Here is a 12,944-nt window from a genome sequence, read left to right on the forward strand (position 1 = left end):
GATGCGGGCAATCGGGCGGGCGAGCTTGTTCGTGCAGGGGTGGATGCGGGGCAATCGGGCGGGTGGGTGGGAGAGGTTTGTTCGTGCGGAGGTGGATGCGGGGTGATCGGGTGGGTGGGTGGGAGAGGTTCGTTTGGGGGAACGCGCCGCGGGGCAGGCTGAGGTCCGTACGGGCGAGGGCTACGACCCGAGGAGGCTCTGGCCGCAGACCCGGATCACCTGGCCGTTCACCCCGCCGGAGGCGGAGGCGAGCCACGCAGTGGTCTCCGCCACGTCCACCGGCAAGCCCCCCTGCGCAAGGGAATTCATCCTGCGGCCCGCCTCGCGGATGAAGAGAGGGACCGCCGCCGTCATCTTCGTCTCGATGAAGCCGGGGGCCACCGCGTTCACCGTCACCCCGTGCTCCGCGTAAGCGCCCGGCGCAAGGGACCGCACGAGCCCGATGATCCCCGCCTTGCTGGCCGCGTAGTTCGTCTGGCCCACATTCCCCGCGATCCCGGCGATCGAGGCCGTGGCCACGACGCTCCCGCCCCGGTTCAGCGTCCCGGACTTGAGCAGCGCGTCCGTCGTGCGCAGCACGCTCGTGAGGTTCACGTCCAGGACCGGGTTCCAGCGCTCCGCGGGCATGTTGGCCAGCTTGCGGTCCCGGGTGATCCCCGCGTTGTGGACGAGGATGTCCAGGCCGCCGGGAGCCAGCGCCGAAGCCATGCGCTCCCCGGCGTCGTCCGCCGTGATGTCGAGCGGCAGGGCCGTCCCGCCGAGCCGGTCGGCGACCCGTACCAAATCCGCCTGCGCGGACGGCACATCGAGTACGACCACCTGCGCACCGTCGCGCGCGAGGACCTCCGCCACCGCCTCGCCGATCCCCCGCGCCGCCCCCGTGACCAGCGCCGTACGGCCGGACAGGGGCCGGTCCCAGTCGCCGGGGGCAGCCGGCTCGGCATCCCCCACCTCGATCACCTGGCCGCTGACGTACGCCGACCTGGGCGAGAGCAGGAACCGCAGCGTGGACTCCGCGGTCGCCGCCGAGCGCATGCGGACCAGCGTCGCCGTGCGGCCCCTGCCCAGCTCCTTGCCCAGGGAGCGTACGAAGCCCTCCAACGCCTGCTGTGCCGCCGCCTGGTGGTGGTCGGAGGGCGAGACCGGTGCGCCGAGCACCACCACGCGGCCGTTCTCCGCCACCGAGCGCACCACGGGGTGCAGCGCCGCGTGCACGAGGGCGAGGCCAGGAGTGTCGCTTATGCCGGTTGCGTCCAGAACCACCGCCGCGGGACGTGAGGAGCGGGAGGAGGAGTCGGAGGAGGAGTCGGAGGGGGAGGAGGAATCTTTCGCCGCCTTCAGGTGCGTTCGCGCGAAGATCGGCGCCAGGTCCTTCTCGTGCGCGGACTTCCCGGCCGTGAGGTGCAGCAACTCCCCCTCCAGCTGCGGATGTTCCGGAGTCCAGCGCCGCAGGGCCGACGGCTGGGGCAGGCCGAGCCTCCGGGTGAGGAAGCGGCCGGGTGCGGTGCCCGTGAAGTTCAGATAGCGGTCGGCCATTGTCCAACTCCCAGCTCGGTCGTAAATTTACTTCAGAGTAAGGTTACTCAAGGGTCAGGAGTTGGTCGAGACATGAATCTGCCCACCACCCGCCGCGTGGCGGTCATCGGCGGCAGCCGCATCCCGTTCGCGCGCTCCGACGGCCCGTACGCGACCGCGTCCAACCAGGAGATGCTGACCGCCGCGCTCGACGGGCTCGCGGAGCGGTACCGGCTGGAGGAGCCGGGCGCCGTGGGCGAGTTCGTCGCCGGCGCCGTGCTCAAGCACAGCCGGGACTTCAACCTCGCCCGCGAGACCGTCCTCGGCTCGCGCCTCGCGGCCACCACGCCCGCGTACGACATCCAGCAGGCCTGCGGCACCGGCCTCCAAGCCGTCATCGCCGCCGCCAACAAGATCATGCTGGGGCAGACCGAGTCGGCCGTGGCGGGCGGCGCCGACACCGCGAGCGACGCCCCGCTCGGCGTCAACGACTCCCTGCGCAAGATCCTCCTCGCCGCGCGCCGCGCCAAGACGACCGGGGCGCGGGTCAAGGCGCTCGCCCGCGTACGGCCCTCGCACCTCGTGCCCGACATCCCGCGCAACGCCGAGCCCCGCACCGGGCTTTCCATGGGCGAGCACGCCGCCGTGACCGCGCAGGCGTGGGGCGTCACGCGCGAGGCGCAGGACGAACTGGCCGCGACCAGCCACCAGCGGCTCGCCGCCGCGTACGACAGGGGGTTCCTCGACGGGCTCGTCGTACCGTTCCGCGGAGTTGAGCGGGATCAGAACCTGCGGCCCGGATCGAGCGTCGAGAAGCTCGCGAAGCTGAACCCCGTCTTCGGTGTGAAGGGCGCCAACCCGACCATGACCGCGGGCAACTCGACCCCGCTGACGGACGGCGCCGCCCTCACGCTGCTCGCGAGCGAGGAGTGGGCGCAGGAGCGCGGGCTCGAACCGCTGGCCTATCTGAGCGCCTACGAGACCGCCGCGGTCGACTTCGTCGGGGGTGACGTCGTCGGGGGTCGGGACGGGCTGCTGATGGCGCCCGCGTACGCCGTGCCGCGGATGCTGGAACGGGCCGGGCTCGGGCTCGCGGACTTCGACTTCGTCGAGATCCACGAGGCGTTCGCCTCGCAGGTGCTCGCCACGCTGGCCGCGTGGGAGAAGCAGGGCCTCGGAGTCGTCGACCGGGAGCGGCTCAACGTCACAGGATCTTCGCTGGCCACGGGGCATCCGTTCGCCGCCACGGGTGCGAGGATCGTCGCCACCCTGGCCAAACTGCTCGCCGAGCGGGGGGCTCCCGGACGTGGGCTCATCTCGATCTGCGCGGCGGGTGGGCTGGGGGTGACGGCGATCTTGGAGCGGGAGTGAGGGCTTTTCCTGAGCGGGGGTGACGACTCGCCGTTGGCTCCCCAAGCCTGCCCCTTCCCGAAAACCGCCTCCGCCGGACCCCGCGCACCGTTGATCACCGGCTTCGCCGAGTTCGTCCTCAAACGCCGGACAGGCTGAATCCCACCCGCACAAGGAGCCGCCCCCATGCCCCCCGTCACCCCCCAGCCCGCCCTCGTCGAACCCCACCTGCGGCACCTCGACGGCGCCGTGCGCGAAGTCTCCGTGCCGCCCTTCGCCGCCGCCGTCCGCCAGGGGTCCCTCGCCGACATTCCCTTCGACAACGCCCGCGAGGCCCCCGCCGAAGCCGTGCTCTCCCGGAAGGGGGACGACGGGCGGTGGCGGGACGTGACGGCCGCCGAATTCGCCGCGGAGGTTCTCGCCGTGGCCAAGGGGCTGATCGCCGAGGGGCTCGCTCCGGGGGACCGGCTCGCCATCATGGCGCGTACGACGTACGAGTGGACGCTGCTCGACTTCGCGGGCTGGGCGGCGGGCCTGGTCACCGTGCCCGTCTATCCGACCTCCTCCGCCTACCAGACCCGGTGGATACTCCAGGACTCGGGCGCGGTCGCCCTCGCCGTCGAGACCGTCGCGCTCGCCGCGTCGCTGGGGCCCGAGCGGGACCGGATGCCCGACCTGGAGCACCTGTGGTCCTTCGAGAAGGGCGACGTACGGCGGCTAGCCGAGCTGGGGCGCAAGGAGGGGATATCCGACGCCGAGGTCGAGAAGCGGCGGGCGGATTCGGGGCCCGACTCCGTCGCCACGCTCATCTACACCTCCGGCACCACCGGCCGCCCCAAGGGCTGCGTGCTGACCCACGGCAACTTCTTCGCCGAGGTCGACAACGCGATCGAGCTGCTCCACCCCGTCTTCAAGTCCGTCAGCAAGGCGCCCGCGTCCACCCTGCTCTTCCTGCCGCTCTCGCACGTCTTCGGGCGCATGGTCGCCGTCGGCTGTATGCGCGCCCGGGTACGGCTCGGCCACGCGCCGAGCATCCAGACCGAGGACCTGCTGGGGGATCTTGCGGGCTTTAGGCCCACCTTCCTGCTCGCCATCCCGTACGTCCTCGAAAAGGTCTTCAACACGGGGCGCGCCACCGCCGAGAAGATGGGCCGCGCCTCCTCCTTCGACCGCGCGGCCCGTATCGCCGTCCGCTACGGGGAAGCGGTCGAGGCGCGGCAGCACGGCACGGGCCCCGGCCCGACGTTCGGGCTGCGGATGGCCCGCGCGCTGTACGACCCGCTCGTCTACCGGCGGATCCGGGCCGCACTCGGCGGCAAGGTGCGCTACGCGATCTGCGGCGGCTCACCGCTCGGACGCCGCCTCGCCGCGTTCTACGCGGGGGCGGGCATCGAGATCTTCGAGGGGTACGGCCTCACCGAGACCACGGCCGCGGCGACCGTGACCCCGCCCCTGAAGCCGCGGCTCGGCACGGTGGGCTGGCCGCTGCCCGGTACGCGCGTGCGGATCGCGGACGACGGCGAGGTGCTGCTCGCCGGTGGGCAGGTCTTCGGCGGCTACTGGGACGGGCAGGCCGGTGGTGTCGTACCCGCGCGGGAGGAGTGGTTCGCGACGGGGGACATCGGCGCCCTCGACGCCGACGGGTATCTGTCGATCACGGGCCGCAAGAAGGACATCCTCATCACCACTGGCGGCAAGAACGTGACGCCCGCCCCGCTGGAGGACTGGTTGCGCGCCCATCCGCTGGTCGGTCAGTGCATGGTGGTCGGCGACGCCCGGCCGTACATCACCGCCCTGATCACGCTGGAGGCGGACGGCATCGCGCACTGGTGCCGCATGAAGAAGAAGGTGCACACGGGCCCCGGCCTGGTGGACGACGCCGATCTGCGCGAGACCCTGCAGCGCGCCGTCGACGAGGCCAACAAGCTCGTCTCGCGGGCCGAGTCCATCCGGCGGTTCGCCGTCCTGCCGGTGGATTTCACGGAGGAGAGCGGCCATCTGACCCCGTCCCTGAAGCTGAAGCGGGACGCCATCGAGCGGGACTTCGCGGCGGAGATCGAGGATCTGTACGGACACGCACGGTAATCCCGCCCGGCGAATGTCACTCACTGTCACCTGGACGGGCGGGGGCGCTGCCCCGCCCTTAGGGTGATCGAGGGGCAGACCCTGGGAGGTTGCCGTGCGCAGAGCTGTTGCGCTCGCCGGCGCTACCGCGCTGGCCGTCATGGGGACAGGGGCCTGGCTGCCGGGCGAGAGCGCGGTGGCCGTGTCCTCGCCGTCATTCGCGTCGTCCTCGTCCTCACCTTCACCCGATCTGTCCCGTTACTACTCGCAGAAGATCAAGTGGGGCGCCTGCAAGGGAGAAGGCGCGGGGCTCCTCGTCGCCGATTCCGACGCCACGACCGTCCCCAAGGACAAGAACATCCAGTGCGGCAAGATCACGGTGCCCCTCGACTACGCGCATCCGAAGCGCGACACGATCAAGCTCGCCATGGTCCGCATCAAGTCCAGCGGCAAGCCGCGGGGCTCGCTTCTGCTGAACTTCGGCGGCCCGGGCGGCGCCGGAGTCTCCGGGCTGCTTCAGTCGCAGAAGGAGTTCGAGTACCTCGGCAAGGGGTACGACGTGGTCTCCTTCGACCCCCGCGGCGTGGGCGAGAGCTCGCCCGTCAGCTGCGGTGACGACGCCGGTGCGGACGACCCGGAGGCCAAGGGCGGCTCCGACGACGCCGCGGCCATGCTCGACCAGATGCGGAAGATAGCCGAGGCGTGCAAGAAGAAGTCCGGACCCGTCCTCCCGTACGTCGGGACCGTCAACGTCTCCCGGGACCTGGACGTCATGCGCCAGGTGCTCGGCGACAAGAAGCTCAACTACCTGGGCTTCTCGTACGGGACGCGGCTCGGTTCCGTGTACACGGCGCAGTTCCCCGACAACGTCGGGCGGATGGTCCTCGACGGCGTGGACACCCTCACCGAGGACGTCGCCGAGCAGGCGCTGATCAGCGCGGAGGGGCGCCAGACCGCGCTCGACAACTTCATCAAGTGGTGCACGGAGAACGCGGGTTGTGTGCTCGGCACGGACTCGCGCGCGGCCCGTGGCCACATGTCCGAGCTGATCAAGGGGCTCGACTCGTATCCGCTCCAGTCCTCCGACGGCGCGGAGTTCACCGGCCAGGACGTCGTCGACGTACTCGGGCAGGCGCTCTACAGCAGGCAGTCGTGGCCCGCGCTCTCGCAGGCTCTCGGCGCGCTCCTCGCGGACGGGGACCCGCGGGCGCTGCTGCGGATGGGCGGATCGCTCGCACAGCAGACCGAGCCCGTCGGGCGCGCGCCCGCGGACGTGCCCGCCGACAACATGGCCGCCGCGCTCATGGCCGTGAACTGCGCGGACGACCCGGACCGGCCATCGGAGAAGAACGTCGAGAAGGAAGTCACCAAGCTTCAGGAGGAGTTCGAGTCGACGTCCGCCATCTTCGGGAAGTCGATGCTGATGCCGGTGCTCTTCTGCTTCGGGCGGCCCGCCGGTACGGACTACATCCGCAAGGACGTACGCGACGTGAAGAGCCCCGACTTCCTCCTCGTCGGCACCCGCGGCGACCCGGCCACGCCCTACCGCTGGACCGAGGAGACCGCGGAGCGGCTCGGCTCCGCGGCCGTCGTCCTGGACAACAAGGGCGACGGGCACACCGGTTACGCCGGGTCGAAGTGCGTGCGGGAGAAGGTGGACGGGTTCCTGCTGTACGGGGAGATGCCGCCGAACGGGAGCTCGTGCGGGGTGGAGGAGGAGGACTAGGGACTAGCGGCGGCTCGTGACCGTGGGCGGCCGGCTAGCGGGGGGTGCGGGCCGCCGGGGCGAGGCGGAGCATCGCCTCCTCGTCTGCGGTGCCCGGATCGGCCTGGTAGACCACCAGGCGCTGGCCGTCCGTCCGCGCCAGCTTCATCACCTCGTACGTGAGTGTCATCGCGCCGACCTTCGGATGGTCGAAGGACTTGATGCCTCCGCCGCGCTCGCTGACTTCGTAGCGCTCCCAGAGGCGGGCGAAGTCCGGTGACTTGAGGAGGAGTTCGCCGACCAGCGCGGCAAGGCGGGGCGAGTCCACGTCGGCGCCTGCGACCGCGCGCAGGTGCGCGACGGACTTGGCGACGGTCTCCTCCCAGGGCTGGTAGAGCACGCGGCCCACGGGGTGCAGGAACAGATAGCGCGTGACGTTGCGCTGCTCGGCGGGCCAGTCCCACAGGCCCGGCATGAGGCGCCGGCCCGCTGGGTTCGCGGCCAGCATGTAGCTGTACCGGCTGACCACGTACGCGGGCAGCGGGCTCAGGTTGTCCAGCATGTGCTGGACGCTGGGGCGGACCGTGTCCCCGGTGGTGGGGTGCGGCTCCGTGAGGCGGCCGGAGGCCAGCTCGGCGAGGTCGTGCAGGCGCTCGTGGGCGTCGCCGCCCAGACGCAGGGTGCGGGCCAGGGCGTCGATCACCGAGGGGGAGGGGTTCGTCTCGCGGCCGCGCTCCAGGCGGGTGTAGTAGTCGACGCTCACCCCGGCGAGGGCGGCGAGTTCCTCGCGGCGCAGGCCGGGGGTGCGGCGCAGGCCGGTCCCTTCCGGGAGGCCCGCGTCGGTGGGGCTGATCTGCGCGCGTCTCGCCCGCAGGTATCTGCCCAGTTCAGTGCCCTCTGCTTTCGCCATCCGTCCATTGTCCCCGCCGGGGGCGGGATGTGGGGGGCCGTGTCAGGGCCAGGAACGCTGCGGTCTGCCTGGGCGGCGGGCCTGGGCGGAGTCTGTTGCTGCGGGGCCTGTTCTCTCCCGGCGGTCCGGTTGCCCCGGATCTGCGTCTCGCCGAACAAGCCTCTCCCGCCCACCCGCCCGATGCCCCGGATCTGCGTCTCGCCGAACAAGCCTCTCCCACCCACCCGCCCGTTTGCCCCGCGTCACAGGAGTTACTGGATATGCCGCCCTCCGCCCTTGCCCCGGCCCTCGCTCCCGCCGCCCCCAGAACCGCACCTCCCATACACCCCACCCGCACCCCCACCGTCGCCCTCCTCGCCTCCCTCCTCGGCTTCACCGTCATCACCGTCGACGTGTCCGCCGTGAACATCGCGCTCCCCGCCATCCGCACCTCCCTGCACGGCGGCATGGCCGGCCTGCAATGGGTCGTGGACGCGTACACGCTGATGTTCGCCGCCCTCATGCTCTCCGCGGGAGCCCTCGCCGACCGGGCGGGTGCCCGGCGCGCCTACGCCTGGGGCGTAGGACTCTTCACCCTCGCCTCGCTCGCCTGCGCCCTCGCCCCCGGCATCGGCGCCCTCATCGCCGCCCGCGTCGCACAGGGCGGGGCCGCGGCCATCGTCATGCCCGCCTCGCTCGCACTGATCCGCCAGGCGTACGACGACCCGCGCCGCCGGGCCCGCGCCATCGCCCTGTGGACGGTCGGCGGCTCCGTCGCCATGGCGGCAGGGCCCGTACTCGGCGGCGTACTCACCGAGGCGGCAGGCTGGCGCGCGGTCTTCCTCCTCAACCTGCCCATCGGCGCCGTGATCCTCGCCCTGCTCGCCCGCACCGCCCCTTCCCCCCGCCGCCCCGCGCCGCTCGACCTCGCAGGTCAGGCCACCGCCGTACTCGCCCTCGCGGGCCTCGCGTTCGCCGTCATCGAGGGCGCGCACCTGGGGTGGACCAGCGCGCCGGTGCTCGGCGCCGCCGCCCTCGCCGTAGTGGCGGGCCTCGGCTTCCACGCCGCCGAGAAGCGGCACGCGGCGCCCATGGTCCCGCTCGGCCTCCTGCGCGAGCGCAAGGTCAGCGTCTCGCTCGCCATAGGCTTCGCCGTCAACGCGGGCTTCTACGGCATCGTCTTCCTGCTCGGCCTCTACTTCCAGCAGCTGCGGGGGATGTCCGCGATCGCGGCGGGCCTGATGTTCGTGCCCCTCGCGGTGATCATCACGTCGACGAACCTCGTCTCGCCGCGCATGGCGGAGCGGATCGGCCGCCGCCGGGTGATCGTCGCGGGCCAGGCGGTACTCGCCCTCGCCATGTTCGTACTCCTGCCCCTCGCTGCGGACACCCCGCTCTGGCTGGTGCTCGTCCTGCTCATCCCGACCGGCATGGGCGGCGCGTTCGCGGTCCCCGCACTGACGGCACTCCTGATGGACGCGGTCCCCGCCCACCGAGCGGGCACGGCATCGGGCCTGCTCAACGCCCTGCGCCAGACGGGCGGCGCGATGGCGGTGGCCCTCTTCGGCGCACTCCTGGCGACGGAGGGCGGCACGGGCTTCTCGGTCACGGGAATGCGGGAGGCGCTGGTGGCGGTGGGCCTGCTGCTGTGCGGGACGACTGCGCTGGCGGCGTGGCTGCTCCCGAGGGACGGCCGGGGCTGAGCCCTCCGGGCAGGGGGGCTGGAAGGTGGATTGCAGGAAAGTCCCGCGCAGGGCCACGGAAAGGCCTGCTGGAGCGGGACTTTTTTGCAGCGCGCTCGGATGTTGCTGGGCCCGGGGGAGCGGTGGTGCGGTCCGGCCGGGCTCGGGTGGTGGGTCTGCGTCGGGACCGGGGGGCCTGGGTGGTGGGTCTGCGTCGGGGCTGAGCGGTGCGGCCTCCGCCCAGCCCAGCTGAGCGGTGCGGACTCCGCCGGGCCCAGCTGGGCGGTGCGGCCTCCGCCGGGCCTCGGCGGCTCCGCGTGCCCGGGACGGGGCCGGGGCCGGGGCCGGGGCCGGGAGGTATATGCCCGGGCGGGGCTCGGAGGTGTGCTTGGTCCGGGGCCGGAGGTGTGCCCGGGGCGGGGCCCGGAGGTGTGCTTGGTCCGGGGCCCGGAGGTGTGCCGGGGGCGGGGCCGGCGGCTGGAGGTGTTCCGGGGGCGGGGCTGGGGCCTGGACACGGAGGTGTTCCGGGGGCGGGGTTGGGGGCTGGACACGGAGGTGTGCTTGGGGCGGCGCTCGGAGGTGTGCCCCGGGTGGGGCCCGGAGGTGTGCCCGGGACGGCGCTCGGAAGTGTGCCCAGGGCGGGGCCCGGGCGGTTTGTCTCGCTGGGCCCGGCGGGAATTTCGCTGGGGTGGCGGCCGGTGCGCGGATACCGTTCGCCGCATGCGCCGACAAGCCGACGAAGATGCCCCCACTCCCGCTCCCGTAACCCCCGATGACCTCGACCGGGCCGTCCAGCTCGCCCTCGCCGCCCTCCGCGAGGCGCCGCCCGAGGCCTGGGAGGGCAAGGCGGGCACGCTGGAGTGGGACTGCTGGGAGACGGTGGAGCACCTGAGCGACGACCTCTTCGCGTACGCCGCCCAACTCGGCCCCCGGCAGCCGCCCATGACGGGCGAAGTGCCCTTCATCTGGGAGCCCCGCCGACCGGGCGGCCCCTCCAACGCCATCCACGCGGACCGTTCCGCCGGCCCCGCCGGGCTGCTCCAGGTCCTGGAGGCGAGCGGCGCGCTGCTGATCGCCATGGTCCGCACGGCACCGCCGACGACCCGCGCCTACCACGGCTTCGGCGTCTCCGACCCCGAGGGCTTCGCGGCGATGGGCATCGTCGAAACCCTCGTCCACACCCACGACTTGGCCGAGGGCCTCGGCCTGCCCTGGTCAGCCCCGGCCGACATCTGCGCCCGCGTACTCGCCCGGCTCTTCCCGGACGCCCCGCACGACACCGCCCCCTGGCCCACCCTGCTCTGGGCCACCGGCCGCGGGGACCTCCCGGGCCACCCCCGCCTGACGTCCTGGCGCTGGTACGGGGAGCCCCGCGGCTAGTCCAGCGCCCGGCGGCCCGGGCCGAGCCGCGAGCCCCGTCACCTGCCCTACCGAACCGGGCACAGACTGTCGGGTCCGGCAGGGTGGGTCCTGCCTAGCGTCGGTGAGTGAAAGGGAAGGGAAGGAGGCCGGGGTGCTTGAGAGGTTCAACCAGGCCATGGAGCAGATCGAGAGCCATCTCGATCAGCCGATCGACGTGGCCGACCTGGCGCGGACGGCGGTGACGTCGGAGTACCACTTCCGGCGGCTGTTCTCCGGCCTCGCGGGACTGCCGCTGTCGGAGTACATCCGGCGCAGGCGGCTGACCGTCGCGGGCGGCGAGGTGCTCGCCGGGGAGCGGACGCTGCTCGATATCGCGGTGCGGTACGGCTACTCGTCGGGGGAGGCCTTCGCGCGGGCGTTCCGTGCCATGCACGGGGTCGGTCCGGGCGAGGCCCGGCGCGGCGGCGCGACGCTGCAATCCCAGCCACGGATGTCCTTCCGCCTCGTCGTCGAAGGGAGCAGCAGCATGCGGTACCGGGTTGTGGACAAGGGTGAGTTCCGGGTCGTGGGGATGAAGGCGCGCGTTCCGCTCGTCCACGAGGGCGTGAACCCGTACATCGCCGAGTTCATCCGTGGGCTCGGGCAGGAGACCCTCCGGCGCATCGAGAGCCTCTCGGACCAGGACGAAGGTCAAGGCCAGGGCCAGGAGCCGGGCGGGCTTGTCTCGGTCAGCGACGACCTGGACGGCAGCCGCGCCGAAGGGACCGAACTCGACTACTACCAGGGCGTGGTGACCGGCCCGCACACCCCTGACGTGCCCGATGACATGGTGGCGCTCCCCGTCGACGCCGGGAGCTGGGCCGTCTTCGAGAGCGCGGGGCCGTTTCCTCAGACGCTGCAGAATCTGTGGCGGGACGTGTTCACGCAGTGGTTCCCCTCGAACCCGTACCAGAGCAGGCCGGGCCCCGAGATCCTGCGGACCTGCCTCTCGGACGACGGCAAGCACGCGGACGCGGAGCTGTGGATTCCGGTGGAGCGGGCGGTGAGTTGAGCGGTGGCGGCGTGCGACGGTCCGCCCTCGCGGGCCGTCACGCGCCGCCGTCACCCCCTGCCCCGGCCGCGGCTAGCAGTTGCCCCGCGCCGGCTTCCCCGCGAACCGTTCCGCCAGCCAGTTGGCCGCAAGCGGCGACTGCGTGATGACTCCCGAGACGTGCTCGCCGAGCGGAACCGTGTGCCACTCGACGTTCGCGCCCTCGGCGCACCAGTCCTTGCGGACCTGCTTGCCCACGCCGTACGGGATCAGCTCGTCGGTGATCACGTGGTACTGGTACACCGGCGCGTCCGGAGCCCGCGTGCCGACCGTCGACTCGCGCAGGCGCTGCTGCCAGTCGGCCTGGTCGAGGGGGTTCCTCACCGTCATGTCGGAGATCTTCTTGAAGGCGCCGAGCACCGCCCCGTCCGCCACGCAGCTGTTGCGCAGGGTGCCGATCAGCTTCTTGCCCGCCGGGTTGAGGTAGGACTCCAGGTTCAGTTCGGGGAAGGCCGCGTTCTGGCCGATCGCCGCCATGAAGACCAGGCCGGAGCCGTACGAGCCGTCGTTGAAGTCCGCCACCTTCATCAGGTCGCCGGGAATCCCGCCGGTCGCCGTGCCCTTCACCTTCAGGTCGGGGGCGTACGAACCGTGCAGTTCGGCGGCCCAGCCCGAGGCCTGGCCGCCCTGGGAGTAGCCCATGATGCCGACCGGCGTGTCCTCGCCGAGCCCCGCTTCGGGGAGGCGGATCGCGGCGCGGGCGGCGTCGAGCATGGCCTGCCCCTCGGCCCTGCCCGCCGTGTAGGTGTGGTCGCCGGGGGTGCCCAGGCCCTCGTAGTCCGTCACCGCCACCGCCCAGCCGCGCAGGGTGAGCTGCTGGATGAGATTGGCTTCGAGGGTCGTGCCCTTGGGGAAGCCGGCGCTCGGGGCGCAGTGGTCGCCCATGCCGATGGTCCCGACGGCGTACGTGATGAGGGGGCGGGGCCCCTTCCTGCCGTCCTGCGGCACGATGACGGTGCCGGAGACGGTGTTCGGCTCGCCCTTCGCCGTCGTCGAGCGGTAGTTGACCTTCCAGGCCTTGGTGTTGGTCGGCTGGCCGGGGAGCGGGTGGAAGCTGCTGGGTGCGGAGCTGACGATGTCTCCGGGCGCGGAGTCGGGCGCGGAGTCGGCTGCGGGGGCGGCCTGCGCCGTGACCGTCATCGGAGTGACGGCGGGGGTGGCGACCGATAGCCCGAGCGCGGCCACCACGGCCAGAGCTCTCGCGCTGGTACGAACGTGCATGCGGCTCTCCCAACTGTCCTCAGTGGCTGGGGTGTGCACGAGTGTGCAGGCGACGACCGTAGTGAC

Annotated in this window: 9 protein-coding genes; 6 read left to right on the plus strand and 3 right to left on the minus strand. The window is 72.2% G+C overall.

The window, feature by feature from the left end:
- Window positions 1-180: 180 nt before the first annotated feature.
- Window positions 181-1,536 (minus strand): 3-oxoacyl-ACP reductase, encoded by a 1,356-nt coding sequence (locus ACWFR3_RS20940; RefSeq protein WP_453736097.1) that lies wholly within the window; start codon window positions 1,534-1,536, stop codon window positions 181-183.
- 72 nt (window positions 1,537-1,608) lie between these two features.
- Between ACWFR3_RS20940 and ACWFR3_RS20945 the strand changes: the two genes are divergently transcribed.
- The 3 genes from ACWFR3_RS20945 to ACWFR3_RS20955 all read left to right on the plus strand — a co-directional run bounded on the left by ACWFR3_RS20945 (window position 1,609) and on the right by ACWFR3_RS20955 (window position 6,655).
- Window positions 1,609-2,886 (plus strand): acetyl-CoA C-acetyltransferase, encoded by a 1,278-nt coding sequence (locus ACWFR3_RS20945; RefSeq protein WP_453736098.1) that lies wholly within the window; start codon window positions 1,609-1,611, stop codon window positions 2,884-2,886.
- Window positions 2,887-3,051: 165 nt separating this feature from the next.
- A complete protein-coding gene (locus tag ACWFR3_RS20950; protein WP_453736099.1) occupies window positions 3,052-4,950 on the plus strand; it encodes an AMP-dependent synthetase/ligase in 1,899 nt (632 codons plus the stop codon).
- 94 nt (window positions 4,951-5,044) lie between these two features.
- Entirely contained in the window at window positions 5,045-6,655 is a 1,611-nt protein-coding gene (locus ACWFR3_RS20955) for an alpha/beta hydrolase (RefSeq protein ID WP_453736100.1), read from the plus strand.
- Window positions 6,656-6,689: 34 nt separating this feature from the next.
- Here the strand turns inward: ACWFR3_RS20955 and ACWFR3_RS20960 are convergent, their stop codons facing one another.
- Window positions 6,690-7,544 (minus strand): helix-turn-helix transcriptional regulator, encoded by an 855-nt coding sequence (locus ACWFR3_RS20960; protein ID WP_453736101.1) that lies wholly within the window; start codon window positions 7,542-7,544, stop codon window positions 6,690-6,692.
- A 260-nt stretch (window positions 7,545-7,804) separates the two neighbouring features.
- On the opposite strand from ACWFR3_RS20960, the gene ACWFR3_RS20965 reads away from it, so the two are divergent.
- The 3 genes from ACWFR3_RS20965 (at window position 7,805) to ACWFR3_RS20975 (ending at window position 11,618) form a co-directional block, all read left to right on the plus strand.
- Window positions 7,805-9,226, plus strand: coding sequence for an MFS transporter (locus ACWFR3_RS20965; RefSeq protein WP_453736102.1), 1,422 nt, complete (start codon window positions 7,805-7,807; stop codon window positions 9,224-9,226).
- A gap of 699 nt (window positions 9,227-9,925) precedes the next feature.
- Entirely contained in the window at window positions 9,926-10,585 is a 660-nt protein-coding gene (locus ACWFR3_RS20970) for a hypothetical protein (RefSeq protein WP_453736103.1), read from the plus strand.
- Window positions 10,586-10,718: 133 nt separating this feature from the next.
- Window positions 10,719-11,618, plus strand: coding sequence for an AraC family transcriptional regulator (locus ACWFR3_RS20975; protein WP_453736104.1), 900 nt, complete (start codon window positions 10,719-10,721; stop codon window positions 11,616-11,618).
- A gap of 72 nt (window positions 11,619-11,690) precedes the next feature.
- On the opposite strand, the gene ACWFR3_RS20980 is transcribed toward ACWFR3_RS20975, so the two are convergent.
- Window positions 11,691-12,878, minus strand: a complete 1,188-nt coding sequence (locus tag ACWFR3_RS20980; protein WP_453736105.1) for a lipase family protein — start codon at window positions 12,876-12,878, stop codon at window positions 11,691-11,693.
- Window positions 12,879-12,944 lie beyond the last annotated feature (66 nt).

The sequence above is a fragment of the Streptomyces sp. NPDC055189 genome, assembly GCF_053606765.1.